Below are 26,059 nucleotides of genomic sequence, written 5' to 3'. Positions count from 1 at the left end.
TAACCGGACGGTCCGCCAAAGCGTGCCTGCTGGGTCCGGTGTCGGCCTGGGGTCTGACCGTGCTTGAATGGAAGGTATGGGTCTGGATACACCTGACATGAAGGAACTGCTGGAGCCGAGTCTGCCTATCCAATACGGGGACCAGGCGGGGGACAATCATGTTGGCGGACCTCGGCATCTGTCCGCTGTCCTGCCCGCCCTGAGCGCATGTCTGGGAGTGCCTGTGGCCACTGACGTCCATCCGTCTGCCAAGGCCCTCCAGGAGGCCCTGGGGCTGCCTGATGCCCGGTCGGTTGTCGTCGTCCTTGTGGATGGTCTGGGATTCTGGAACCTGGTCAGCCGTCAGGGCCATGTGCCCTACCTGCGCTCTCTGCTGTCCGAACCCATCAACCAGCGTCCCCTCTATACCAGCCTGCCCTCGACTACGGTGGCGGCCATGGGGGTCTTCGGCACCGGGACCAGCCCTGGACTGACCGGTATGACCGGCTACACACAGCTGAACCCCGACACCGGCCAGCTTGGTCAGATGATCCAGTTCAGAGGCGCCCAGGACCCCGAGCGCCTGCAGCGCCGTCCAACTGTCTTCGAGACCCTCCAGGCGCAGGGGGTCCGCGTGACATCTTCGGGCCTGCCGCGTTTTCGTGACTCCGCCCTGACCCGTGCGGCTCTGCGCGGCGGAGAGTACCTGGCCCACAACCACTCCCGTCAGCGTCTCCTGGCCGCCTGCCAGGCTGCCCGCCAGCCAGGGCTGACCTACCTCTACATCCGCGATGTGGACAAGGTGGGCCATCACAGCGGTTGGGAGGGCGAAGAATGGGTGGCCGCTCTCGAAGCGACCGATGCACAGCTGGCCGAGCTTCATCGCCGCCTGCCAGCCGGGACGCTGACGGTTATCGTAGCCGATCACGGCATGGTCGAGGCTGATCCGGATCAGCGCATCGACATCGCTCAAGACCCGGAATTGAACCGGGAAGTGCGACTGGTTGGCGGCGAGCCCAGGGCTGTCATGCTCTATCTGGACCAGAGGGCGGATCCCAAGGTCGTGGCCGCCCGTTGGCGGGAGCGTCTGGGGGAGCGGGCCTGGGTGCTGACCCGGGATCAGGCCATCGAAAGGGGAATCTTCGGCCCGGTGGACGTTCGGATTCGCCCCATGATCGGTGACCTTCTGGTTCTGGCCGGTGACCGGGTCACCCTGGTGAATTCGGCTGATCAGACTGATGCAGCGACCAGACTGCCTGGCGTCCACGGCTCCTGGACCCGTCTGGAGACGCAGATTCCCTGCCTGATCGATCTGGTCTGACTGCTGGGGATAGAACCCTACAGCTACTTGCCGAAGAGGATTTCGTCCCAGCTGGGTACGGCCGACCGTCCGGAGTGCTTTTTGGCGCGTTTGCTCCGGCGACCCTCCTTGGGTTCGTCCTCCTGACCGTCCTGACTGGCATCATCGCCTTGATCCGGCTGCTGGAGCTGCTCCTGGTCAGCCTGGCTCTGCCCATGGCTCTGAACAGGCAGGACCATGGTGGACTCGGTGTCCCTGATTGGGGGATGCTCAGCCGTGTCGGGGTCCTCAGTCAGCTCGGCACTGAGGTGGTTGGGTTCTCGTTCGGCTGTCCGCTCCTGGCCTTCCTTGGGTTTGCCATAGAGCCAGGCCGTGAGCGCCGCCTGACGCTCCCCGTTCTCCTGGTCGCCCGATCCATGGTCCTCTTCCTCGTCCTCTATTTGGGCAAAGGCATCGTCCTGGCTTGGAGGGCGCCTGTCAGTCTGGTCATCGATCTCTTCGGCTGTGCCCTGGTCCAAATCGGGCCGATCCTGGCCATGGTCGTCTGCGGAATCATCCAGCAGCATCCTGGCTGCCCTGTTCAGGCAGGTCACAGTGTTGTCATGCATGTTCCAGGCCCAGCGGGCGTTGAAGATCCGCTTGTCCAGCGTAAACACGCCGTTGATGTTCCAGGGTTCGTACCCTCGTCTGGTGGCCTGCCAGGAAACCTGTGCCAGGCTGACCCCGGCACGGGCCAGCACCTTGCCGATCAGTTCCTGATAATTTCGCCCGCCCGACCCTTTGGGCGCCGGCATGGTCAGGAACTGCTCTATGGCATACTTCTTTTCGGTCTCCACCGGGGCCGCGAAACGCCGTACCAGCGCTTCGTTGACAGCGTATTGTTGTGCCACCTGCTCAGGGCGGGCGCCGGCACGCACAGCCGCCTGGATGGCCGAGACAGGTAGGGGCTTGGACTTGCCGGTCTGGGGATCCACATCCTCTTCCTCCTTGACCTGCTTGGCCTCAAGAATGGCGCGATCAAGCGCATCGTCGACCCGTACGGCGAAGTGCCGGTGGTCACAGACGAAGACCAGATCGCCCCTGTCGTCGACATGGTCAAAGCTGGCCATCCTGGTCCCATTCTCAGACATGCACGCCCCTATCCTCTTACGGTTCCTTTACACGGCCTCAGGTATTTCCATTGTGCCCTACGGTTGGTATTTTACGTGCTTTTGAAATCGTGTATCCTATGCGCAGTACATATCGTGTGGAATGACCGGTATACGAGGTGACTGGTCGAACAAGGAAAGGGTACACGATGGCACAAGATTACGATACCCCGCGAGACAAGGATGAAGACGAGGAATCCCTGCAGGAGCTCGGCAAAAGCGGCCAGGATGCCGGGGCCGATCTGGACGACGACGAGAACGCCATCGCCGAGGACTACGAGCTTCCTGGCGCCGACTTAAGCAATGAGGATTCTTCGGTGACCGTCATCCCCATGCAGGGCGATGAATTCATCTGCTCCAACTGCTTCCTGGTCAAGCACCGGAGCCAACTGGCCTACACCACCCCCGACGGCAAGCCCGTCTGCAAGGAGTGCGCCGCCTGATGGCCTATGACGAGTCCTACAACGAGCCAGAAACGGTCGAGGTCCTGTTCAAGTCCTTGGGCGGGGCCGACGTGCCGGAATATGCCATGCCCGGCGATGCCGGGGCCGATCTGCGAACCAGAGTGGCTGTGGATCTGGCCCCCTTCCAGCGGGCGCTAGTTCCTACGGGAGTGGCCTTGGCTCTGCCCAACGGGTACGTCGGCCTGGTTCACCCGCGCTCGGGGCTGGCAGTGAAAATGGGGGTGACCGTGCTCAACGCGCCGGGGACGATTGATGCTGGGTACCGGGGCGAGATCAAGGTGCCGTTGATCAACCTGGATCCTCATGAGTCGGTCCACTTCGAGCCTGGGGAACGCATCGCCCAGCTGGTCATCCAGCGTTACGTGCAGGCCCGTTTCGTGCCTGCTGAACGCCTGCCTGGCTCGGCGCGTTCGGATAGCGGATTCGGCTCGACCGGCCGCTGAGGCGCGGTTCGGACACGAGCGACCTGAATGGACTATATCGAAGTGTAGGATTGGTGCATTATATCGGGATATTGGAGGCTTGAATGGTCACTCAGGAGGGCAGCGTCTGTAGCAATGATGTCGGCGACCAGGCCCCTTCTGGCTTGTCCTCCAGAGCCCTGGGCTGTGAGGTCAGCGACGATCCGCTCAACCCCCTGATGCCAATCTGGGAGATCTGCGCCGCCCATCATCCTGATGAGGATTTGTCCATGCTTCAGCGCGCCTATGACCGGGCCGTGGTCCAGCATGCCGACCAGAGGCGCAAGTCTGGCGAGCCCTACATCATTCATCCACTGGCTGTGGCACAAATTCTGGCCGACCTTGGCATGGGGCCCACGGTGGTTTCGGCCGGTCTACTGCACGACACCGTGGAGGACACCGACTACACCCTGGAGCAGTGCAGGGACGAGTTCGGCGACACGGTGGCTGGCTTGGTGGACGGGGTCACCAAGATATCCAAGATGGATTACGGCGATTCGGCCCAGGCCGAGACCATCCGCAAGATGATTGTGGCCATGAGCCGGGATGTGCGCGTCCTGGTGGTCAAGCTGGCTGACCGTGTGCACAACGCCCGTACCTGGCGCTATGTCAAGGCTTCATCAGCCCAGCGCAAGGCCCGTGAGACCCTGGACGTATATGCGCCCCTTGCCAACCGGCTGGGCATGAACGCCATCAAGACCGAGCTGGAGGAACTCAGCTTCAAGACCCTCTATCCCAAGATCTACAATGAAATCGTGGTCCTGGTCTCCCGCAGAGCCGGCCAGCGGGAGGTCTACCTGCAGCAGATCCTGGACGAGATTCACGAGGATCTGGATGCTCAGGGCATTAAGGCTCAGGTGACAGGGCGGCCCAAGGACTACTTCAGCATCTACCAGAAGATGATCGTGCGCGGGCACGATTTCGCCAACATCTACGACCTGGTTGGGGTGCGCATCATCGTGGATACCATTCGCGACTGCTATGCTGCCCTGGGTGCCGTCCATGCCCGTTGGAGCCCGGTGCCTGGGCGGTTCAAGGACTACATCGCCATGCCCAAGACCAACCGCTACCAGTCCCTGCATACCACGGTGGTGGGCCCGGGCGGAAAGCCGGTCGAGATCCAGATTCGCACCTGGCAGATGCACCGCCGCGCCGAATTCGGCATCGCCGCCCACTGGAAGTACAAGGAGAACGGTTCTGCAGGCCGCGAGCTCTCCCAGCCCGACAAGTCCGACGTCAAGCGTGAGCGCCAGGAGGGGGAGCTGAGCCAGGAGGACAACCTGACCTGGATCCAGCAGTTGGCCGACTGGACCAGCGAGACTCCGGACTCCAACGAGTTCCTGGGCTCCCTTAAGGATGATCTGGGCGCGGCCGAGGTTTACGTATTCACGCCCAAAGGCAAGATCATCTCCCTGCCGGCCGATTCAACGCCCGTGGACTTCGCCTATGCCGTCCACACCGAGGTTGGCCACAGAACCATGGGCGCCAGGGTCAACGGCCGCCTGGTCCCCCTGGACACCAAGCTGCGCAACGGGGACACGGTAGAGATTCTGACCAGCAAGTCCGACACCGATGGGCCCTCGCGCGACTGGCTCAGCTTTGCCAAGAGCCCCCGTGCCCGCAGCAAAATCCGTCAGTGGTTCAGCAAGGAGCGCCGTTCGGAGACCATCGAGGAGGGCAAGGACGAGCTCATCCGCGCCATGCGCAAGCGGAACCTGCCCGTGGCCAGCTTGCTGACCCCTGAAGCCATGGTGGGGGCTGCCGACGAGCTCAACTATCCCAATGAGAAGGCGGTTTACGCCGCTATTGGCGACGGACAGGTCTCCACTCAGAACGTGATCTCCCGGCTGGTACATGATGCCGGCCGGTCGGCCCTTGAGGACGAGGTGGAGCAGGAGGCCATTCCCCTGCAGCGGGTCACCAAGTCCAGCCGGCCGGAGACCTCCCAGGGGATTTCGGTCAAGGGCGTGGACGATGTCTGGGTCAAGCTGGCCCGTTGCTGTACTCCAGTGCCAGGGGACCCCATCACCGGGTTCATCACCCGCAACCAGGGCGTCTCGGTTCATCGGTCCGACTGCCAGAATCTTCTGGAACTGCGCAAGAAGCAGCCCGAACGCATCATAGAGGTCTCCTGGACGGGCAAACAGGGCACTTTCATGGTCCAGATTCAAGTGGAGGCCCTGGACCGGCCCCACCTGCTCTCGGACATTACTCAGGTCCTGTCCGACCACGGGGTCAACATCCTGTCGGGCAGCCAATCCACCGGTCGTGACCGGGTTGCGGTCAGTCAATTCGTCTTCGAGATGGGCGACCCCCAACATCTGAATACGCTCCTGTCGGCTGTCAGGAAGATCGACGGTGTCTTCGATGCCTACCGGCTGACCGGAGCCAAGGGTTCGACCAGACCCCATATGCGGGCCATCTGACTTTCCCTGCAATCACCGTTATGCCTACTTTTCTTCTTACTCTCGCGACGGCATTTTGCCGGTATCTCGTCAAACCTATTACTTGCTTTCAGCCTTGAAAATTCAACGACTCAAAATCTAAAAGACGGTTATTAAAAAGACGGTTATTAACGGTTATTACAGAAAGACCCCCGGTGGTCAATGACCAAGCCGGGGGTTCTAACGGAAACTGCTACAATCAGCGCACGGCGTTCATCCACTGCTCCTTGGTGGCCTTCTCGGCCTCCAGTTCCTGCTTCTTGGCCGGATCCTGCTCGGCAGCGATTCGCTGATCCAGGTCCTGAAGCTGGGCGGCCAGCTGCTGTTCGAAGCTGGAGACGCGGGCATCGGCCTCGGGGTCGGACTGGTTCCAGGCCGCATCTTCCACGGCTTTGATTTGCCGGTCCACGGCATCCATCCTGCCCTCGATTCGGCGCACGTCGTCACGGGGGACGAAACCAATGGCGTCCCATTCCTCCTGAATCTTGGCCAGCTCCTGCCGGGCTTGCTTGGCGGCCTTGGAATCCTTGACGGGCAGCAAGGCCTCGGCCTTGGCCACCAGGGCCTCCTTCTTGGTCAGGTTCTCGCGCTCGTTGACCGAGGTCTTGTCCCGGTCGGCCTGACGGGCGTTGAAGAAGACATCCGCGGCCTGACGGAACCGAGCCCAGAGGGCGTCGTCATCCTGACGTCCTGCACGCCCGGCCTGCTTCCAGCGGTCCATGAGCTCGTTGAACTGGTGGGAAGTGGGTACCCAGTCAGTGGAGTCCTTGATCTGGTCGGCCTCGGCGATAATTTCTTCCTTGATCCGCTTGGTCTCGGACCGCTGGGCGTCACGCTGCTGGGCCCACTTGCGGCGGGCCTGGTTGAAGGTGGTGCGGGCGGAGGAGAAACGCTTCCAGAGCGCGTCCGCGTCGGCCTTGTCGATGCGGATGGTGGTGCGCTGGTGGTGTTGCCACTGCTCGAAGAGGGAACGGAACTTGTCTGCTGTGGATCGCCAGTTGGTGGAGTCGCCGAGGGAGGCTGCCAGCTCTTCGGCCTTCTCCACGATGGCGGTCCGCTCCTTGATGGCCTTGGCCATGGCATCCTTGCGTGCCTGCGCCAGTTCAGCCTTGCGAGTCTGCCCCTTTTCGGCCAGCTGCTCCAGTTGCGTGCGCAGGGCGGCAAGGTCGCCGACTGCTTCAGGCTGACTGGTCTCCTCCTTGAGTGAGGTTATGGATTCGTCGATCTCGTGGGCCTTGATCTTGGGACTGCGCAGTCTGGAGGCGAATAGGTTCAGCTTCTCCTTGAGGTCCAAGTATCGGCGGGCGTAAAGGTCCAGGGCCTCCTTGGCATCAGCATTGGGGAACTGGCCCACCTGGCGCTCCTGGTCACCTTCGCGGACGAAGACGTTGCCCTGCTCGTCCACCCGGCCGAAGGCTTCTGCCTTGTCGATCTCCTCCTGGCTGTAGGTGGGAGCGGCCGGGGCGGCCTTGACGTGAGGGGCCTTGTGGGCCAGAGCTGCGGGGGAGGGAACCGCCTTGGGCTTGGGCGCAGCAGGTGTAGCTGCTGGCGCGGGTGCTTCCGCAGTTGCAGGCTGTGGCTCAGCCGGTACCGGTGCGCTCTGGGTTGGTGCATCCTCAGTAGATGCGGTCTGTCCGGGGGCAGCCTGTTCCTGCCCGGCTTCGGGCGTTGTCGCAGCGGCGACCTGGCCCTCCGCGTCCGCGGTGTGCTCCTCCTGCGGTGTCGAGGTGTTCTCGGGTGTGATGGCGGTGTTGTCGGCCATGGCCAGCTCCTTAGGCTTGTGTGTTGGAGAGATCGCAAAATATGGCAATACCATTTTCCTTGACCTCCTATAGTATAGGTTCTTATGGCAAAAGGCACATCTCTATCCGGTTTCCCAGAATGGCTTCCTTCGCAAAGAGTGGTGGAGCAGCGCATCCTCGACACGCTCCGCAAGGTCTTCGAATTGAACGGCTACATCGGCATTGAGACCAGAGCCGTAGAAGAGGGCTCCAGCCTGCTCAAGAAGGGGGAGACCAGCAAGGAGATCTACCTGCTCTCCCGACTGCAGGATCTGGGCCAGGAAAAGGATGTGCCAGTGGAGCGCCGGCTGGGGCTGCATTTTGACCTGACCGTGCCGCTGAGTCGCTATGTTGTGGAGCACAGCAACGACTTGACCTTCCCCTTCAAACGCTGGCAGATTCAGAAGGTCTGGCGAGGAGAGCGGCCCCAGGAGGGACGGTTCAGGGAGTTCGTCCAGGCTGACATTGACGTAATTGGCAATGGAGAGCTGCCCGACCACTACGAGGTCGAAGTGCCCCTGGTCATGCTGAGTGCTCTGGAGGAGCTGCGGGCCTTCGGCCTGCCCAAGCCCACTGTGCACGCCAACAACCGCAAGCTATCCGAGGGATTCTACCGGGGTCTGGGTCTGGAGGATGTCGAGGGCGTTTTGCGCGAGATCGACAAGCTGGACAAGATCGGCCCTGACGAGGTGGCCAGCCTGTTGGTCAGTGAGTGCGGCGCCAATCAGGACCAGGCCAAGGCCTGCCTGGCTCTGGCCGAGCTGACCGCCGACGATGGTAAGCAGCTGCGCCAGCGGTTCGATGCCTTGGTTGACAAGGTTGGCATCGATAAGGAGTCTTCTTCGTACGCCTTGGCCATTGAGGGGCTGGAGACGCTGGCCATGATCATCGATGAGGCCGCTCGCATTCGGCCTGGCTCGGTCATCGCCGACCTGAAGATCGCCCGCGGGCTGGACTACTACACCGGCTCTGTCTACGAGACCTTCCTAGAGGGGGCGCAGTCCCTGGGATCCATCTGTTCCGGCGGCCGCTATGACAATCTTGCTAGCCAGGGCAACCGGACCTATCCAGGCGTAGGGCTGTCCATTGGGCTTTCTCGCCTGCTCTCCTACCTGCTGGCCCACGGGGTTCAGGCCTCCAGGGTTTCTCCGGCTGCGGTCATGGTCGCCGTCTGGGACGAAGAGGATCGGACCATCAGCAACCACATCGCCCAGGATCTGCGGGCCAGGGGTATTGCCGCTGATGTGGCGCCTACTGCAGCCAAGATTGGCAAACAGATCCGCTATGCCGACCACCTGGGCATCCCCTATGTCTGGTTCCCTGCCAAGGAGGGACAGCAGGAGGGCGACCAGGTCAAGAACATCATCACCGGCGATCAGACTCCGGCTGACCTGGTGTCTTGGACGCCGGATAGCCTGTATGCCCGGCAGAGTGTGGAATACCAGGCCTGACGCAGGGGCAGGCCGAGCATTATGGAGGTACAGGAAAGCATGGGCCAGTCGGCTTACAGAACGAGCTACGCCACGGATGTCACTGAAGATATGGTCGGTCGCCAGGTGACGGTGGCCGGATGGGTGGATCGCCGCCGTGATCACGGAGGCGTGGCCTTCATCGACCTGCGTGACCGCTCCGGTCTGGTGCAGATCGTCATCTATGACGAGGAAGAGGCCCGGCCCCTGCGTAGCGAGTACGTCATCCAGGTCACCGGCAAGGTTCGCGAACGCCCTGAGGGCAATGACAACGAACACCTGTCCACCGGACACATCGAGATCGTTGCAGACAAGATCGAGGTTCTGGCCAAGTCGGCAGCCCTGCCCTTCCAGGTGTCCACAGCCCTGGAGAACGAGGCCGAGAACAAGCTGCCCGGCGAGGATGTGCGGCTGCGCTACCGTTATCTGGACCTGCGTCGCCCCTCCATGCAGCGCAACATCCGTCTAAGGGCCGCCATGAACCGTGCCGCCCGTGCTGCCCTGGACAAGATGGATTTCTGCGAGATCGAGACGCCGACCCTGATCAAGTCAACCCCCGAGGGCGCCCGTGACTTCCTGGTGCCGGCTCGCCTGGTGCCCGGATCCTGGTACGCCCTGCCGCAGTCTCCCCAGCTGCTCAAGCAGTTGCTGATGGTGGGCGGCTTTGAGCGTTACTACCAAATCGCCCGTTGCTACCGCGACGAGGACTTCCGCGCCGACAGGCAGCCTGAGTTCACCCAGCTGGACATCGAGATGAGCTTCGCCTCCCAGGAGGACGTCATGGCCATGGCCGAGCAGGTCATTGCCGAGGTCTGGAAGGCTGCAGGATTCGAGGTCACCCTGCCCATCCCCAGGATCAGCTGGCAGGAGGCCATGGACAAGTATGGTTCCGATAAGCCTGACCTGCGCTTCGGCAACCCTATCGTCGAACTGACCGACTACTTCAAGAACACCCCCTTCCGGGTCTTCCAGGCTCCCTACGTAGGCGCCGTGGTCTACCAGGGTGCGGCTAACCTGCCCCGCAGGCAGTTCGACGCTTGGCAGGAATGGGCCCGCCAGCGTGGTGCAAAGGGTCTGGCCTATGTCCAGTTCACCGGCGACGGCACTCTCAAGGGCCCGGTGGCCAAGAACCTGTCTGATGCCGAGCGCCAAGGCCTCAAGAAGGCCGTAGGCGCCACGGACGGGGATGCCGTCTTCTTTGCAGCCGGTCCCCGTGAGGCTTCGCAAACCCTGCTTGGCGCGGCCCGTGTGGAGATCGCCCGTCGCCAGGGGCTGCTCAAACCCGACGAATTCGCCCTGACCTGGGTGGTGGACTTCCCGCTCTTCAAACCCACCGACGACCCGGACGACGACGATGTGGCCGTGGGACATTCTAAGTGGACCTCCATGCACCATCCCTTCACCATGCCTTCGGCCGACTGGATCGACCGCTTCGACAAGGATCCCGAACACGCCATGAGCGACTCCTATGACATCGTCTGCAACGGCGAGGAGATGGGCGGCGGCTCGGTGCGTATTCACCGCGATGACATTCAGGACCGGGTCTTCAAAGTGCTGGGCATCGGCCCCGAGGAGGCCCAGGAGAAGTTCGGCTTCCTGCTGGAGGCCTTCAAGTACGGCGCTCCGCCCCACGCAGGCATCGCCTTCGGTTGGGACAGGACTGCCCAGATCCTGACCGGAGCGGACTCCATCCGCGATGTCATCGCCTTCCCCAAGTCCGGTGGCGGCCAGGATCCCATGACCGGGGCTCCAGCGCCCATCTCCGACCAGCAACGCGCCGAGACCGGCGTGGATTGGGAACCGGATCAGGAGGATACCGACTGAGCGCACTTCGTCACTGGTCGACGAGAGTCTAAAAGGGCTGGAATTCTGCGGGATTCCGGCCCTTATTGTTTAGGCCAGTTTATGCGCAGCAGGTCAATCGGTCGCGTTCGGCCAGTGGCTCTGCTTCTCAGGAGAACCGTTTCTATGACCGCTCTGCAACAAAGGATGAGTAAACTGCCCAATATGAGCGAAACAACCAAACAGCCGTCGGAGCGGATTCTGCCGGAGAAACCGGCCTCGGATCGCCCCGTCCAGGATAACTCCGGGCCGCTGGTCGAGCTGGCGCACGTCGAGAAGCATTTTGGCAACCTGCACGTCCTCAAGGACATCAACCTGCAGGTTGATACCGGCGAAGTGCTGGTGGTGGTCGGCCCCTCAGGCTCCGGCAAGTCCACCATGTGCCGGACTATCAATCGTCTGGAGTCCATCGACTCCGGTGTCATCAGGATCGAGGGAGAGCCTTTGCCTCAGGAGGGACGTGACCTGGCTCGGCTCAGGGCCGAGGTGGGCATGGTCTTCCAGTCTTTCAATCTGTTCGCCAACAAGACCATCCTGGAGAACATGACCCTGGCGCCCATCAAGGTGCGCCATATGCCCAAGAAGGATGCTGAGGACCTGGCCATGGACCTCTTGGCCCGGGTGGGCGTGGAATCCCAGGCCTCCAAGATGCCCTCCCAGCTCTCAGGCGGCCAGCAGCAGCGTGTGGCCATAGCCCGCGCCCTGGCCATGCAGCCCAAGATCATGCTCTTCGACGAGCCCACATCGGCTCTTGACCCGGAGATGGTCAACGAGGTGCTGGATGTGATGATTCAGCTGGCCCAGGAGGGCATGACCATGATCTGCGTGACCCACGAGATGGGCTTTGCCCGCCAGGCCGCCGACCATATCGTTTTCATGGCCGATGGACGGATTCTGGAGAAGGACGACCCCGACGACTTCTTCGATCACCCCAAGACCCAGAGGGCCGCCGACTTCCTGTCCAAGATTCTGACCCACTGAAGCAGGAGGGAAGCGTATCCGCATGAATGCAAGCATGCATGGCATGGGCCAGCCGTTGAAACGGCTTGCCAGGAATTTGACCGCGATCCTGTGTGCTTTGGGTTGCCTGATCTCCTTGGCGGCCTGCGGCTCCGACAAGGAGGCAGGCAAGATTCGGGTGGGCATCAAGTTCGACCAGCCTGGTCTGGGCTTCAAGAAGGCCGGAACCTATGTGGGCTTTGACGTGGACGTGGCCACCTACATCGCCGACAAGCTAGGTTATAGCCCCGACGACATCGTCTGGAAGGAGGCCCCCTCCAAGCAGCGTGAGGCCATGCTCCAGAATGGCGACGTGGACATGATCCTGGCCTCCTATTCCATAACGGATGAGCGCAAGCGGGCCGTCTCTTTCGCTGGACCCTACATCGTGGCCGGACAGGACCTGCTGGTGCGCAAGGAGGACCACCATATCCGTGGCCCCGAAGACCTCAACGGCAAACGACTGTGCTCAGTGACCGGATCCACCTCGGCCGTCACCGTCAAGAAACGGTTCGCCAAAGAGGTCCAGCTGATGGAGCAGCCGGGCTACGCCGAATGCGCCACCGCCCTCTTCTCCGGCATCGTCGATGCAGTCACCACTGACGACATCATCCTGGCTGGTCTGGCTTCTGCCTCCCGTGGAAGGCTGCGGCTGGTGGGCAAGCCCTTCACCCAGGAGTACTACGGTGTGGGCATCAAAAAAGGCAATACCAAGCTGGCCCACAAGATCAACGCGGCTCTGGCCGACATGGAGGCCAACGGCTCCTGGCAGCGGGCGCTCGAGAACAACACCCGGGGCACCCATTACAAACCCGATCCGCGCTACAACCCACCTAAGCCCAAGGAGGGGGAGTGAGATGTCAACCATCATCGAACTGTTCACCGACTACGACATCCCGGCAGCCTTTTGGGTCAACATCCAGCTGACCCTCTGGTCGGCCCTCTTCTCGCTGATCCTGGGCATCATCCTGGTGATCATGCGCATCTCGCCCATCTCCTCCCTGCGGGCCGTCGGCCGAGGGTATGTGGAGTTCTTCCAGAACATGCCTTTGACCATCATCATGGTCTTCATGGTCCTGGGTGCCTTCGCACAGCTCAAGATCAGCTTCTCGCCGGAATTCTCCGTCAACTTCTTCTGGCTGGCAGTGACGGGCCTGTCCCTGTATACGGCAGCATTTGTCTGCGAGTCCTTGCGCTCGGGCATCAACACGGTTCCTCTGGGCCAGGCCGAGGCGGCCCGTGCCCTGGGGCTGAGCTTCTTCCAGTCGGCCTCGCAGATCATTCTGCCCCAGGCCTTCCGTGGTTCGGTAGCGCCCTTGGGCAACACCTTCATCGCCCTGCTGAAGAACTCCACCGTGGCTGCGGCCGCCTCCGTGGCATCCGAGAGCTCCTCCCTGATGAGCGAGATGATAGAGTTCCACGCCAATGCCATTGTGGCCATCTTCCTGATTTTCGCCCTAGGATATGTGATTCTGGTTTTGCCCATCGGAGCTTTGACCACGTACCTGTCCAACAAGCTGGCAGTGAGGAGGTGAGCGGCCATGGCACCAGATAATGAGAGCTCGCTGCTCTTCGATCAGCCCGGTCCCAAGGGTCGGCGCACCATACGAATCGCCAATTGGATAGCCGCTATCATCTTCGCCATAGTGGTCATTCTGGTGCTGATGAGGCTGCACAATCCTCCTGATGGGGAGAACCAGCTCAGCTGGGAGCTTTGGCGTCCGGCCCTGGACTACGAAGCTTGGTCGGACTTCTATCTGCCTGGGCTCTGGCTGACCATCAAGGCTTCGGTGGTTGCAGTGATTGGCTCGGTCATCTTTGGGTTTGTCTTCGGCCTTGGCCGTCTGCTGCCCAACTGGCTGGTAAGGGCAGTCTCAGGAATCATCGTGGAGTTCTGCCGGGCCGTCCCGGTTCTTATGATGATGATCTTCTTCTGGCGCTGGTTCGCCTTTGCCGGAGTCAGCCAGGCCTCCTATTGGGCCGTCGTGCTGGGCCTCATTCTTTACAATGGCTCCGTGGTGGCTGAGTTGATTCGTTCGGGGGTGGGCAACCTGCCCAACGGCCAGCGTGAGGCCTCCCTGGCACTGGGGCTGACCAGGACCCAGTCGCTGATGCAGATCGAGGTTCCGCAGGCCGTCTACGCCATGCTACCGGCGGCCGTGACCCAGCTGGTCGTGGTCCTCAAGGATACGGCTCTGGGCTCCATCATCATGTACACGGATCTGCTGCAGGAATCTCGTCGCCTGGGCTCCATGTACTTCAACATCCTGCAGACCCTGGTGGTGGCCTCGGTGGTCTACTTCTTCGTCTGCTTCCTGCTGTCGCACTTCGCCCGTTGGCTGCCCAAGAAGATGCAGGAGCGCACTGCCGCCCCCGCCGACTTCGTGGAGCCGGCCGCGCCCGTGGCCATCATGGATCCCTCCAACGTCAACCAGATAGCCGTAGCCAAGGAGGTGGACGAGGACCGGTACGGCGGTGCGCCGTTGCAGTACCACGCCCACCACCGTGGATCCAATGCCTCCATCCAGCACTGGAGGAAGACCCGCTACATCCAGGGCTATGACCGGACTCAGCCCGACACGCTGGTCGATCCGCACAAGGCGAGCCTTGAGATTCCGGACTTCCTTAAACCCGGCCGTGGCAGCCGCTCCGGTGGTGAGCAGAAAGCCGAGGGGAAGACCAGGAAGGAGAAGAAAGGCGGCAGCGACAAAGACAGCAAGAAAAGGAGCTGACGAAGAGCTCCTTGCTGTTCCCTGTCTGGCGGCTTTCCCGTTTCTGGACTTAGTTGACGAAGCCTGTGTCCGGCCGTACTTGTGTGCCTGGCCGGATAGACTGGTGGACATGGTCCAAGAACATGCTGATTCCTCAACCGCCTCAACCGACCAACCAGTCTCCTTGGGCGACTTGGTCCCTGAGGCGGGAGGCCCCCGCAATCTGACCGAGGATCAGATTTACGACCGTTTCTTCTCCTGGGTGGCTTCCCGGGGCATCACCCCCTGGCCGCATCAGGAGGAGGCTGTCCTCTCCCTGGTTTCTGGCGACCATGTGATTCTGTCGACCCCGACCGGCTCGGGAAAGTCCATGGTGGCCCTGGCCATGCATTTCATCGCCCTGTGCACTGGGCGGCGCTCCTATTACACGGCTCCCATCAAGGCCCTGGTCTCCGAGAAGTTCTTCGACCTGGTTTCGGTTCTGGGTCGCGACCGGGTGGGTATGATCACCGGCGACACCCATATCAACACGGATGCCCCGGTCATCTGCTGCACTGCCGAGATCCTGGCCAACCAGGCGCTCAGGGAGGGTCGCCATGCCGATATCGGCTGTGTGGCCATGGATGAGTTCCACTATTACGGGGATCCGGACCGAGGCTGGGCCTGGCAGGTGCCCCTGCTGACCCTGCCCGATGTGCAGTTCCTGCTCATGTCGGCCACCCTGGGCGACGTGGATCAGATCGCCCAGGACCTGGAGCGCAAAACCGGGGTGGGGGTGGACATCGTTGCCGACGCCCCCCGACCGGTCCCACTGGATTACCGTTATGTGGACACCCCATTGCCCAACACTGTGGAGTCCTTGCTGGCCGATGGGGATTCGCCGGTCTACATCGTCCACTTCTCACAGGATGCCGCCCTGGAGACGGCCCAGGCCCTGTCCAGCACGGGGGTCTCCGACCGGGGCCAGCGGGACCGGATCAAGGAGGCCATGGCCGGCACCCGCTTCACCACGGCCTTCGGCAGGATTCTGCAGCGGCTGCTGCGCACCGGGGTCGGGGTCCACCATGCGGGCATGCTGCCCCGGTATCGGCGTCTGGTGGAGCAGCTGGCCCAGGATGGCCTTCTGCCGGTCATCTGTGGCACGGACACCCTGGGGGTCGGCATCAATGTGCCCATCCACACGGTCCTGCTGACCGGACTGACCAAGTTCGACGGCTACAGGATGCGTCGCCTGAGGGCTCGGGAATTCCACCAGATTGCTGGCAGGGCCGGGCGCATGGGCTTCGATACCAGCGGGCTGGTCGTGGCCGAGGCCCCCGAATACGAGATTGAGAACGCCAGGGCCGTGGCCAAGGCTGGCAACGACCCCAAGAAGCTCAAGCGGATCAAGCGGAAGAAGCCACAGGAGGGGTTCGTAACCTGGGGCAAGGGGACTTTTGACAAGCTGATCGAGGCACGTCCCGAGACCCTGACGCCGCACCTGAAGATCTCCCATGCCATGGTGCTCAACGAGGTCGACCAGGGCGGGGATGCCAGGAGACGGGTGGAGGACCTGATCGAGGACTCCCGTCAGACACCGCAGCAGAAGGAGTATCTGCAGGACCGGGCCGACGAGATTTTCCAGACCCTGACCGACACCGGGGTCATCGAGACCGAACGAAACCCCGACGGCGGCCTGGACTACTTCACGACTGTGGATCTGCCCGAGGATTTCGCCCTGGATCAGCCTCTTTCGCCCTTCTTGCTGGCCGCCCTGGAGCTGCTGGATCCCGAGGACCCTGATTACGACATGGATCTGCTCTCCATGGTCGAGGCCACCCTGGAGGATCCCCGGCAGATACTCAAGGCACAGCAGCGGCAGGCCCGCGACGCGGCCATCCAGCAGATGAAGGAGGATGGCCTGGAGTACGAGGAACGTATGGAGCGTCTGCAGGAGGTGACCTGGCCCAAGCCCCTGGAAGAGCTGCTGGGGGAGGCCTTCGACCGCTACCGCCGGGATGTTCCTTGGGCCAACGACTATGAGATCCATCCCAAGTCTGTTCTGCGGGACATGATCGAGACAGCCTCGGACTTCAACGGCTACATCGCCCGTTACGGAATATCCCGGTCGGAGGGGACACTGCTGCGTTATCTGTCCGACGCCTATCGGGCGCTCAGCAGGACGGTTCCCGAAGAGTTCATGGATGAGCGGCTGGAGGACATCCTGGCCTGGCTGGGACTTATTGTGCGCTCGGTGGATTCCAGCCTGGTGGATGAGTGGGAGGCCACGGGCAGGGCTGAAAATGGCGAAGTCGCAAGCGGCCTGGATGCCGCTCCGCCCAAGGTGGAGAACCAGGTGGTGACGGACCGGCGGGGACTGACCCTGCTGGTGCGCAACGCCATGTTCCAGCGGGTGGAGCTGGTTGCCGCCGACCGGCCGGAGGTCCTGGCCGACCTGGATGCGGACTGGGGCTATGGCCTGCGGGCCTGGAGCGACGCGCTGGACGACCTTTACGAGGACCATGAGCAGATTCTGACCGATGCCCAGGCCAGGTCCTCGGACTTCTTCAGCCTGGATGACCGTGACGAGTACCAGGGGCACACCTGGCGGGTCCAACAGATCTTCGACGACGTCGAGGGGGAGCGCGACTGGGGCATCGCAGGCATCGTGGATCTGGATGCCACCCAGGAGAGCGGCCAGGTGGTCTTCAAGGAGTACCGGGTGGGTCCCATCGAGGAACTGATGGACCTATAAACCCGGGTCCCTATAGGACCTTGGAGAGGAAGGACTGCAGCCGAGGGCTCTGCGGGTGGCCGAAGATCTGTTCGGGCGTGCCCTCCTCTTCGATGATTCCGGCGTCGGTGAAGATCACCCTGGAGGAGACCTCCCGGGCGAAGGCCATCTCGTGGGTGACCAGAATCATGGTCATGCCGCCCTCAGCCAGTGAGCGGATGACTTCAAGCACGTCGCCCACCATCTCCGGATCCAGGGCCGAGGTGGCCTCGTCGAAGAGCATGATGTCCGGGTGCATGGCCAGGGCGCGGGCGATGGCCACACGCTGCTGCTGCCCGCCTGACAGATCCGTGGGCCGCGCGTCCGCCTTCTCCTGAAGCCCTACGGTCTCCAGCAGGTCCAGGGCCTGCTGCCGGGCATCCTCCTTGGGCGTCTTGTGTAGCATATGAGGGGCCAGCATGATGTTGTCGGCCACACTCATGTTGGGGAAGAGGTTGAAGTGCTGGAAGACCATGCCCACGTGCTCGCGCAGCTTGTCGATGTTGGTCTTTGGATCGGAAATGTCGATCCCGTAGACGCTGATGGTGCCCGAGGTCGGCATCTCCAGGGCGTTGATGCAGCGCAGCAGGGTGGACTTGCCCGCGCCGGAGGGGCCGATGATGGAGATGACCTCGCCCGGCTTGACCTCCATGTCGATCCCCTTGAGGACCTCGGTGTCGCCGTAGCGCTTGTGCAGGTCGCGGATGGATACGGCCATCTGGGACTCTCCCTGGTTGCGGCGACTTTGGTTCTGGCGGATGCGACGGGTCAGTCGTCCGGTGTCCATGTCCGGGTCCTCGAAGTTCATCGATGCAGCCTCCTATCGAGCATATTGGCCATCCAGGTCAGGGCGCTGATGGCGACGAAGTAGATGACGCCCACCATGAACAGGGTTTCGGTCACGCGGAAGTTGGCCGCGTAGATCTGTTGGGCCTGGTAGAGCAGTTCGCCGAAGCCGATGGCCAGCAGCAGGGAGGAGTCCTTGAGCATGATGACCAGCTGGTTGATGATGGAGGGCGTGGCGAACCTGACGGCCTGGGGCAGGATGACCCGGCGCAGGGCCATGCGACGTGTCAGGCCCAGACTGCGTGCTCCCTCCATCTGCCCGACGTCCACCGAGTCAATGGCCCCGCGCACGATCTCCACCAGATAGGCTCCGGAGTTGAGGGACAATGTCAGCGCGCCGGCCAGCCAGATGCTGATGCGGTGGCCGATCAGCTGGGGGACACCCAGGTAGAAGAAGAAGGCCCAGACCAGGACGGGTGTGCCCCTGAAGACCGCCACGTAGATGCGGGCAATCCAGGACAGGATCCGGTTGGGGCTTATCCGCCACAGTCCCAGGATGATGCCGATGGCCAGGGCGATGACGAAGGATATGGCTGTGATGGCCAGGGTGTTGCGCAGGCCCAGCATCAGGGATGGGAATGCCTGGCGGACCAGTTCGAAGAATCCTGGCCGGGAGGCGGGGGCACTCTTGCTGGAGTGGCCGCTGCCTACGTAGGAATCAACCAGCTTCTTATAGCTGCCGTCGGCCTTCATCTTGGCCAGACCCTCGTTGAAGGCGGCTACGAACTCCTTGTTCTCGCCCTTGCGGACGGCTGCCCCGTAGGAGGCGCCAGGCTCCTTCTTGGTCACGGTCTTCAGTCCGTTGCCCTGGGCGATGCCGTAGGCCAGGACCGGGTAGTCATCGATGACCGCTTGGGCATTGCCGGACTTGACCATCTCGTACATGGTGGAGGACTGGTCCACCGCCTTGACTGTGAAGCCGTATTGGGCTGCACGCTGCTTGGCGAAAGCCTCACCCTCGCTACCCATCTTCACGGCCACCACCGTGCCTTGCAGATCCTTGTAGCTGTGGATCTGGTCGTTGTCCTTGGCGATGGCCATCTGTACGCCGGAGTCGAAATATGGGTCGGTGAAATCGTAGACCTGTTTGCGCTGGTCGGTGATGGTCATGCCGGCTATGACCACATCGGCCTGCTGGGAGTTCAAGGCCTGCAGGGCGGCGTTGAAGCCCAAGGACTGGATCTGCACCGAGAACCCCTCAATATCGGCGATCTTGCGAATCAGATCCATATCGATGCCGACCAGATTGCCAGAGGAGTCCCTGAATTCGAAGGGGGCAAAAGTGGTGTCGGTGGCGACGCGGAAGGTTCGTCCGTGGACCGCCTGCGCGGCGGGGGAGTCCTGGGTCGCCTGCGCCGGCGTGGCCAGGGGGGCGACGATCAGGGCTGAGAGCCCCAGGACCAGGGCGAGCAGGCCGACGACCCACCTGCCTGGACCCGATGTCCATCCCTGGCGAACATGCTTGGCGATCACTGGCGATTCTCCTTATTGCTCCGACCTGTACCGGTCCCGATTTTTCAGGCGACAGGCCTTGCTGCCGCCCATGGACTTTCCTGAAGATATCCAGGCTGATGACCAGTAAACTGTACACACACCGTATTTCTGGAACCCAACTACGCGCTGGGCGATACGGCCATATGGGTTTCCAGTCTAGCGCGTTCGTCTTGCTATTTGTGGCAGGCTCAGGCCTATGCTGGTGAGGGCGGGGAGCCATAGGGGCCCCGAGGAATGAGGTATTGCAGATGGTTGATGATCTCTTCCAGGCGGCTGATCCCCCCGAGGAGCACACCCTGCCTTTGGCTGTCAGGATGCGGCCCAGAAGCCTGGACGAGGTGGTCGGCCAGGACAAGGTCACAGCCCCTGGAACCCCCTTGGAGCGGCTGGCCCGGTCGGATCCGAACAACCGTCTGACGGCTCCCAGCTCGGTCATTCTCTTCGGTCCTCCTGGGGTGGGCAAGACCACCCTGGCATACATTGTCGCCCGACAATCCGGGCGGCATTTCGAGGAGCTTTCGGCCGTTACCTCGGGGGTTAAGGAGGTCCGGCAGGTTATCGCCCAGGCTCGTGAGCGGCTGGTCAGCCAGGGACAGGAGACAGTCCTCTTTATTGATGAGGTCCACCGCTTCTCCAAGTCCCAGCAGGATGCCCTGTTACCCAGCGTAGAGAACCGGGATGTGACTTTTATCGCAGCCACCACGGAGAATCCCAGCTTTTCGGTCATCTCGCCCCTGCTTTCGCGCTCGGTGGTGGTCAAGCTGGAGGCCTTGGACGATCAGGACCTGGCCAAGCTGGTCCGCAGGGCTGTCAAGGACCAGCGGGGGCTCAAGGATCAGGTAAGACTGGATCCAGAGGCTTTGGACCAGATCGTGCGTTTTTCCGGAGGTGATGCCCGTCGTGCTCTGACCATTTTGGAGGCTGCAGCGGGAGCTGTCACCGAGGACGGGCCTCGTGCCAAGGGGGCGCGTCGGCCGCTGATCAATGCCAAGGTGGTCTCCTCGGTCATGGATGTGGCCTCTGTCCGCTATGACAAGAAGGGTGACGATCACTACGACGTGGCATCGGCCTTCATCAAGTCAATGCGGGGTTCTGACGTGGATGCGGCCCTGCACTACCTGGCTCGGATGATCCGGGCTGGCGAAGATCCGCGCTTCATCGCCCGACGAATCATGATCGCCTCTGCCGAGGAGGTAGGCATGGCTTCTCCGGAGGTGTTGGAGATCACGGTCGCAGCTGCTCAGGCCGTGGCCATGGTGGGCATGCCTGAGGCCCGCCTGATCCTGGCCGAGGCAGTTATCGCCGTGGCTACCGCACCCAAGTCCAACGCGTCCTACCTGGCCATCAACCAGGCCCTGGAAGACGTGGACGCCGGGCATATCGGCCAGGTTCCCCTTCATTTGCGCAACGCTCCCACCAAGCTGATGAAGGCCTGGGGCAACCACGAGGGCTATCAGTATGCCCACGATGCGCCGGACGCGGTGGCCCCACAGCAGTACATGCCGGACGAACTGGTCGGACGACGTTACTACCACCCCAATGATCGAGGCTACGAGCGCCAGCTCGGTCCCCGACTGGAGGCCATCAGGGCCATCCTGGACAGGGCTGCCGGGCCGGAGGGAAACGCCGGGTCTAGGCAATGACCGCCGAGACTCCTATACTGGGCACCCAATAGACGTTGAGCAGCCACACAATGACCGAAACGCCGCAGGGTCCAGGCCTTCCATATTGACGGTCGCCACGCTCCCACAAGGAGTCTGTCGTCGTCGGCAGGCCTGGCATGGACGCATGGGGTTTGCCTGCCTCATGCACGGGCGCGAGGGTGACGATGTCGACAGCGGTCATTGACAAAGCAGACATATCCGAACAATCAAAGGGTCTCGGTGTGGCCGAGGACGACTTGGCGGTCCGCGAGATTACCCGGCGAGTAGACAATGCTCGTGAATCGGCTACTTTTTACAAGATCGTGGCCCTGGTGGCTGCGGGAATGCTCATGGACAGCATCGATGTCTATGTGGGCAGCGCAGTAGCCAGTTCGGCCTTGAGCACCGGATGGTCCACGGTCGCCCAGAATTCTCTCTTCCTGTCGGCCGGCTTCCTAGGGCTCCTGGTGGGTTCGCTGCTGGCCGGGTTTATCGGAGACCTGCGTGGACGCAAGACCGCCTATCAGATCAACCTGTTGCTCTTCGGAGGCTTTACCTTGCTGGGCGCTCTGGCACCGAACATGGCCGTCCTTTCGGTCTGCCGTCTAGGGGCCGGCCTGGGGCTGGGCGCCGAGATTGTCACCGGCTTCTCCATGGTCAACGAATTCGCTCCCATCAAGCACCGCGGCCGTTGGAGCGCCATCGTCTCGCTCGTGGCTAACACCGGAGTCCCCCTGGCCATGCTCCTGTGCGCCTGGATTATTCCCCGCTGGTCATGGAGGCCGCTCTTTGTGGGCATTGGCTTGGCAGCTGCGCTGATCTGGTACCTGCGGCGTGACATCCCTGAGTCTCCTCGCTGGCTTGCCCTGCATGGGCGGATGGCCGAGGCCACCCAGGTGGTTGAACTTCTGGAGGCCGATAACGGTCGGGAACAGGCAGGTTCCGGTTTTGTCAGCGGCTCCGTCCTCGCCGAAAAGAATGAAGACGTTAAGGCATCTGCCAAGGCGTCGGGTAGCGTTGTTCGTGGCCTGATTGTGGCCACTGTGGCTGTCTCGGCCACCAACGTCTGCTCCTACGCTTTCACCTCCTGGGTGCCCACCATTCTGCTCAAGCGGGGCATAAATCTGAGCGGGTCCCTGTGGATCAGCACCCTGATGATGCTGGGCGCCCCCCTGGGCTGCCTGATCGGATCCCTGCTTCTGGACCGGGTCGGCCGCAAGCGGATCATTGTTACGGCCTTCCTGCTGACGGCGGTCTTCGGTCTGCTCTATGCCGCGCAGACCAGCCAGGTCACGGCCATTCTGGTTGGCATCCTGCTCATGGCCAGCCTCTACGTCCTCATGTCTTCGGTAGTGGCCGTCTATGCGCCCGAGCTCTTCCCGACCACTGTCCGCTTCCGTTGCGTGGGCATTGCCAATGCCGTTGCCAAGCTCTGCAATGTGCTCATGCCCGTGCTGATCGGCGCCATGCTCAGCCAGTGGGGAAGCACCTCAATCTTCGTCACCATCAGCCTGGTGGCTCTGGCCTCCATGCTCGTTGTGGGTCTGATGGGCTGGGAGACGTCCGGCCGCTCGGTGGGCTGATAGTGCCGACCCAAGGGTATAAAGGGTCTAAAAGGTATAAGGCCTGGCATGAGCCTGGTACCGTCGAGGGGCGGCCAAGGAATCGGCCAGGTCCTGTTCTCAGTAATATTCCTTTCTCAATAAGAGAGATCAGAGCTGGTTAGCCAGCAGCCGGTTGTAGACGCAACGTAACTCGGTTTGGAAAGTCTCGGGGTCGATATCGGGATTCTGCTTGAACAGATCGATCCACCAGTTGTTGACTGACCTGATCCTCTTGCGAGCCATATCTGCGCCTGACCTGGTCAGGGCGATGATATTGACTCGGTGATCAGCGGGGTTCTGTTCACGGCTGACCAGGCCCTGGGCTTTCAAAGCCTTGAGATCCCGAGCCAGCAGACTGGGATCCACGCACAGGTCCCGTGCTATCTGGCGCTGGCTGAGGCCTGGATGATCATAGAGGTATACAATCAGATCACCTTGGGTACCCCGTAAAGTGGAGTCGCCTGTATAGCGGCTGGCATCGTTGCGTGCATGCCGGTAGATTCCGGCTATGCAGCTGCTCAGGTTGTGGTAGTGGCTCTTCTTTAACATCGCTGCTGCCCCCTAGCTGGTAAGGAAGATCGAAGAATTCTGCGGGCATGGTTAACCCGATAACCGCATGGACCCCTTCGGCGCCGTTCCCCTTCCAGGCCTATTTTCAGCAACTCCCTAGCCTCGGCCCAGCACGGACGACGCATTTTTCATCATATCAATGCTGTCGACACCTTGGGGATGGTCCACAATCGGAACAGAGGCCAGGCGCATCATAATTCCCCAGGCTGCCCCTACTTGATGTCTGTACCAGTCGATCATCCAGGAACTTTCTGTCTACCTCAGGCTCTTGGGTTAAAAGGAATTGCCCCTTTGCTCGTCCAAGGTCGGGGACTATCACCGTCGTTGCTCCACGGTATGCTAAAATGTTCTCTTTTCGCGACCTAATCTGGAAAGGGCTGGCATGCGGGTACTGGACTTCGACGGCACAATTTACGATGGCGAGAGTTTGCTTGACTTCTACCTGTTCACTGCCCGCAAGGATCCGCGGGTGCTGCACTACCTGCCGGTTGCCCTCTTCTATGCCGTCCGCTACCGCTTGGGCCGGGTCACCCTGGAGCAGCTGGATTCGGCCATGCGTCGGGTGGGCTCGCGCTACCTGCGACGGTTGACCTCGCGTCCCGGCTTTGACATGGACCGGCTGGTCAGCCAGTTCTGGGATGCCAACATGCACAAAATCATGGATTGGTACACCCCCCAGGCCGACGACGTGGTGGTGACCGCCTCATTCGATCTGGTGGCCGGGGAGGCCTGCCGACGACTGGGCATCAACCACTGCATCGGCTCCACTCTGGATTTGGAGTCCCTGACCGTGGGCTACCTCAACTTCGGACCTGACAAGCCCCTGCACTTTCAGCGGACCCTGGGCCAGGAGGCGGCAATTGACGCCTTCTACACCGATTCGGCCTTCGACCTGCCCATGATCGATCTTGCCCGGCGGGCCTACCTGGTCGAGCATGGCAAGGTCCGCCGCATCAAATAGGCCAAGTCTGCCTGCATCCTCCTCATTGGCAAAGACTCCTTCTGGAGGGATGATTCCATCATTGAAGTGGCCTGTGTGCTAGTTCATGATTCGAAGGGGAAGACCAATCCCCACTGGCGGCGCAGGGAGTCCATGAGCTCCATGATGCGCAGGGTGTCTTTGTGGGGCATCTGGGCGCACTCGGTCTTGCCGTCCAGGATGGCCTGTGCGGCGCTGGCCACCTCGTATTCATAACCGGTCAGCTGGTCGGGGATGGGGTAGCTTTTCCTCAATTTATGGTCCCCGTCGTACAGGTCGATGGACTCCACATTGTTGATATTGGCACACTGCAGGTAACCCTGATCTCCCCAGATGCGGCCGGTCCGGTCGCTGACTGAGACCATGGAGCTGGTTGCTGCTCCCATGGATCCATCCTGGTAGGAAATGGTTGTGGAGTTCTGGCTGTCCACGCCCTCCGGGCTGCGGACCCAATCCGTGCAGACCCGTTCGATGGGCTTGGGTCCCATGACCATGTCGATGAAGTTGAGAGGGTAGACACCCACGTCGAGCAGGGCGCCACCGGCCAGGGCGGGGTCGGTCATTCTGGCCTTGCCCACGGTTACATATCCCAGGTTGGCGGTCACGGTTTTTACGGTGCCTATTTCTCCCGAGGAGATGACATCGTCGATGATGGAGCGCGAGGGCATGTACCTGGTCCAGATGGCCTCGGTGCAGAGCAGGCCGGTGCTCTCGGATGTCTCCATGACCTGCCTGGCTTGGTCGGCGTTAGCGGTGAAGGACTTCTCAACCAGCACGTTCTTCCCGGCCTTCATGCAGGCGATGGCCTGCTCGGCGTGGAGGCTGTGAGGCGTGGCGATGTAGACCAGATCCACCTGGGGATCATCCAGGAGTTCCTGGTAGGAGCCATAGGAATGCTGGATTCCATATTTTTGGGCGAAGTCGGCTGCACGATCCCCGTCCCTGGCGGCCACAGCATAGGGGGCCACCAGGTGACTGTACTGCGGATCTTGGGCCATCATTACCACCGTCTTGGCTAGGGCGTTGGCTATACTTCCAGCGCCGAGAATGGCGAAGTTGACCCGCATTCCCTTCTGCTCAGCCTCTTGTCGTTTGCCGTTCAATCTGCTCATCCTTGACTCCTTCGTTCGAATGGCCATCTGCTGTGATGGCCTCATACAATTTCTGCAGGGTTTCTTGGGCATGACGTGCATCCAGCTCGCACTCCCAGACGGTGAAAACCCGCCAGCCCATGGCTTTCAGCTTATCGCCCTGCTCCTGATCCCGCAAACGGTTCCTTGTCAGCTTTGTGGTCCAAAACTCCACATTGGATTTGGGAAGGGAGAATTTGGCACAGCCCTGATGCATGTGCCAGAAACAGCCATTGACGAATACCATGGCCCGCCACTTGGGCAGAACCACATCAGGATGGCCCGGATACCTCTTGTCATTCTTGCGGAACCGCAGACCGCGCGAGAAGAGGTAGGACCGGACCTGGCGTTCTATTGATGTTTCTGTGCCCCTGATTCGGGACATGGTGTAGCTGCGTGTGCCGGGCTGGAATCTGCTGGGTGTCTTTTTCGAAACCATCCCC

The 26,059-nt window shown here is 61.6% G+C and carries 22 protein-coding genes; 14 read left to right on the top strand and 8 right to left on the bottom strand.

Annotated elements, in window-relative coordinates; genetic code table 11:
- Positions 1-76: 76 nt before the first annotated feature.
- Positions 77-1,300, top strand: a complete 1,224-nt coding sequence (locus H3T93_RS03195) for an alkaline phosphatase family protein (RefSeq protein WP_110425125.1) — start codon at positions 77-79, stop codon at positions 1,298-1,300.
- Between the two features lie 23 nt (positions 1,301-1,323).
- On the opposite strand, the gene sepH is transcribed toward H3T93_RS03195, so the two are convergent.
- Positions 1,324-2,409 carry a septation protein SepH gene (sepH, locus tag H3T93_RS03190; protein ID WP_144176914.1) on the bottom strand — a complete coding sequence of 362 codons (1,086 nt, stop codon included), beginning with the start codon at positions 2,407-2,409 and terminating at the stop codon, positions 1,324-1,326.
- A gap of 167 nt (positions 2,410-2,576) precedes the next feature.
- On the opposite strand from sepH, the gene H3T93_RS03185 reads away from it, so the two are divergent.
- From H3T93_RS03185 to H3T93_RS03175, 3 genes are all read left to right on the top strand, one after another.
- A complete protein-coding gene (locus H3T93_RS03185; RefSeq protein WP_024627827.1) occupies positions 2,577-2,870 on the top strand; it encodes a DUF4193 domain-containing protein in 294 nt (97 codons plus the stop codon).
- A complete protein-coding gene (gene dut, locus H3T93_RS03180) occupies positions 2,870-3,334 on the top strand; it encodes a dUTP diphosphatase (RefSeq protein WP_110425127.1) in 465 nt (154 codons plus the stop codon). The genes H3T93_RS03185 and dut overlap by 1 nt, the downstream gene beginning before the upstream one ends.
- 83 nt (positions 3,335-3,417) lie before the next feature.
- Positions 3,418-5,778 (top strand): RelA/SpoT family protein, encoded by a 2,361-nt coding sequence (locus tag H3T93_RS03175; RefSeq protein WP_232348601.1) that lies wholly within the window; start codon positions 3,418-3,420, stop codon positions 5,776-5,778.
- A gap of 217 nt (positions 5,779-5,995) precedes the next feature.
- On the opposite strand, the gene H3T93_RS03170 is transcribed toward H3T93_RS03175, so the two are convergent.
- The gene (locus tag H3T93_RS03170) at positions 5,996-7,558 is read right to left on the bottom strand and encodes a DUF349 domain-containing protein (RefSeq protein ID WP_144176916.1); all 1,563 of its coding nucleotides are present in this window, start codon (positions 7,556-7,558) and stop codon (positions 5,996-5,998) included.
- An 84-nt stretch (positions 7,559-7,642) separates the two neighbouring features.
- Between H3T93_RS03170 and hisS the strand changes: the two genes are divergently transcribed.
- The 7 genes from hisS (at position 7,643) to H3T93_RS03135 (ending at position 17,332) form a co-directional block, all read left to right on the top strand.
- Entirely contained in the window at positions 7,643-9,028 is a 1,386-nt protein-coding gene (gene hisS, locus H3T93_RS03165; protein ID WP_110425129.1) for a histidine--tRNA ligase, read from the top strand.
- 39 nt (positions 9,029-9,067) lie between these two features.
- Positions 9,068-10,870, top strand: a complete 1,803-nt coding sequence (gene aspS, locus H3T93_RS03160; RefSeq protein ID WP_144177576.1) for an aspartate--tRNA ligase — start codon at positions 9,068-9,070, stop codon at positions 10,868-10,870.
- 144 nt (positions 10,871-11,014) lie between these two features.
- Complete coding sequence (locus tag H3T93_RS03155) at positions 11,015-11,869, top strand: amino acid ABC transporter ATP-binding protein (RefSeq protein ID WP_269751089.1); 855 nt, start codon at positions 11,015-11,017, stop codon at positions 11,867-11,869.
- Between the two features lie 43 nt (positions 11,870-11,912).
- Positions 11,913-12,743, top strand: a complete 831-nt coding sequence (locus tag H3T93_RS03150; RefSeq protein WP_046323731.1) for a glutamate ABC transporter substrate-binding protein — start codon at positions 11,913-11,915, stop codon at positions 12,741-12,743.
- 1 nt (position 12,744) lies between these two features.
- Positions 12,745-13,422 carry an amino acid ABC transporter permease gene (locus H3T93_RS03145; RefSeq protein ID WP_110412705.1) on the top strand — a complete coding sequence of 226 codons (678 nt, stop codon included), beginning with the start codon at positions 12,745-12,747 and terminating at the stop codon, positions 13,420-13,422.
- Positions 13,423-13,428: 6 nt separating this feature from the next.
- Positions 13,429-14,619, top strand: a complete 1,191-nt coding sequence (locus H3T93_RS03140; RefSeq protein ID WP_144176918.1) for an amino acid ABC transporter permease — start codon at positions 13,429-13,431, stop codon at positions 14,617-14,619.
- 109 nt (positions 14,620-14,728) lie between these two features.
- The gene (locus tag H3T93_RS03135; protein ID WP_144176920.1) at positions 14,729-17,332 is read left to right on the top strand and encodes a DEAD/DEAH box helicase; all 2,604 of its coding nucleotides are present in this window, start codon (positions 14,729-14,731) and stop codon (positions 17,330-17,332) included.
- 10 nt (positions 17,333-17,342) lie between these two features.
- Here H3T93_RS03135 and H3T93_RS03130 read toward each other — a convergent pair whose 3' ends face one another.
- Together H3T93_RS03130 and H3T93_RS03125 are read right to left on the bottom strand one after the other, a co-directional pair.
- Entirely contained in the window at positions 17,343-18,068 is a 726-nt protein-coding gene (locus H3T93_RS03130) for an amino acid ABC transporter ATP-binding protein (protein WP_045936082.1), read from the bottom strand.
- A gap of 86 nt (positions 18,069-18,154) precedes the next feature.
- Complete coding sequence (locus H3T93_RS03125) at positions 18,155-19,669, bottom strand: amino acid ABC transporter substrate-binding protein/permease (RefSeq protein ID WP_144176922.1); 1,515 nt, start codon at positions 19,667-19,669, stop codon at positions 18,155-18,157.
- A gap of 269 nt (positions 19,670-19,938) precedes the next feature.
- Here H3T93_RS03125 and H3T93_RS03120 point away from each other — a divergent pair, with 269 nt between their 5' ends.
- Positions 19,939-21,333, top strand: a complete 1,395-nt coding sequence (locus H3T93_RS03120; protein WP_144176924.1) for a replication-associated recombination protein A — start codon at positions 19,939-19,941, stop codon at positions 21,331-21,333.
- Here the strand turns inward: H3T93_RS03120 and H3T93_RS03115 are convergent.
- Positions 21,323-21,535: a hypothetical protein gene (locus H3T93_RS03115; RefSeq protein ID WP_144176926.1), complete on the bottom strand. Its 213-nt coding sequence runs from the start codon at positions 21,533-21,535 to the stop codon at positions 21,323-21,325. The genes H3T93_RS03120 and H3T93_RS03115 overlap by 11 nt on opposite strands.
- On the opposite strand from H3T93_RS03115, the gene H3T93_RS03110 reads away from it, so the two are divergent.
- Positions 21,519-22,916, top strand: coding sequence for an MFS transporter (locus H3T93_RS03110; RefSeq protein WP_144176928.1), 1,398 nt, complete (start codon positions 21,519-21,521; stop codon positions 22,914-22,916). The genes H3T93_RS03115 and H3T93_RS03110 overlap by 17 nt on opposite strands.
- Before the next feature lie 129 nt (positions 22,917-23,045).
- Here H3T93_RS03110 and H3T93_RS03105 read toward each other — a convergent pair whose 3' ends face one another.
- Positions 23,046-23,486, bottom strand: a complete 441-nt coding sequence (locus H3T93_RS03105; protein WP_144176930.1) for a MarR family winged helix-turn-helix transcriptional regulator — start codon at positions 23,484-23,486, stop codon at positions 23,046-23,048.
- Between the two features lie 403 nt (positions 23,487-23,889).
- On the opposite strand from H3T93_RS03105, the gene H3T93_RS03100 reads away from it, so the two are divergent.
- On the top strand, positions 23,890-24,468 hold the full coding sequence (locus H3T93_RS03100; RefSeq protein ID WP_046322806.1) for a haloacid dehalogenase-like hydrolase: 579 nt from the start codon (positions 23,890-23,892) through the stop codon (positions 24,466-24,468).
- Positions 24,469-24,551: 83 nt separating this feature from the next.
- Here H3T93_RS03100 and H3T93_RS03095 read toward each other — a convergent pair whose 3' ends face one another.
- Both H3T93_RS03095 and H3T93_RS03090 read right to left on the bottom strand, forming a co-directional pair.
- Positions 24,552-25,598, bottom strand: a complete 1,047-nt coding sequence (locus H3T93_RS03095) for a Gfo/Idh/MocA family protein (RefSeq protein WP_144176932.1) — start codon at positions 25,596-25,598, stop codon at positions 24,552-24,554.
- The gene (locus tag H3T93_RS03090; RefSeq protein WP_110425136.1) at positions 25,564-26,055 is read right to left on the bottom strand and encodes a very short patch repair endonuclease; all 492 of its coding nucleotides are present in this window, start codon (positions 26,053-26,055) and stop codon (positions 25,564-25,566) included. The genes H3T93_RS03095 and H3T93_RS03090 overlap by 35 nt, the downstream gene beginning before the upstream one ends.
- Positions 26,056-26,059: the final 4 nt, after the last annotated feature.

The organism is Bifidobacterium sp. M0404 (genome assembly GCF_016101415.1).
Taxonomy (GTDB): domain Bacteria; phylum Actinomycetota; class Actinomycetes; order Actinomycetales; family Bifidobacteriaceae; genus Bombiscardovia; species Bombiscardovia polysaccharolytica.
Note: the sequence above shows the minus strand (reverse complement) of the source record. Positions and strands in the feature narration are given on the sequence as shown.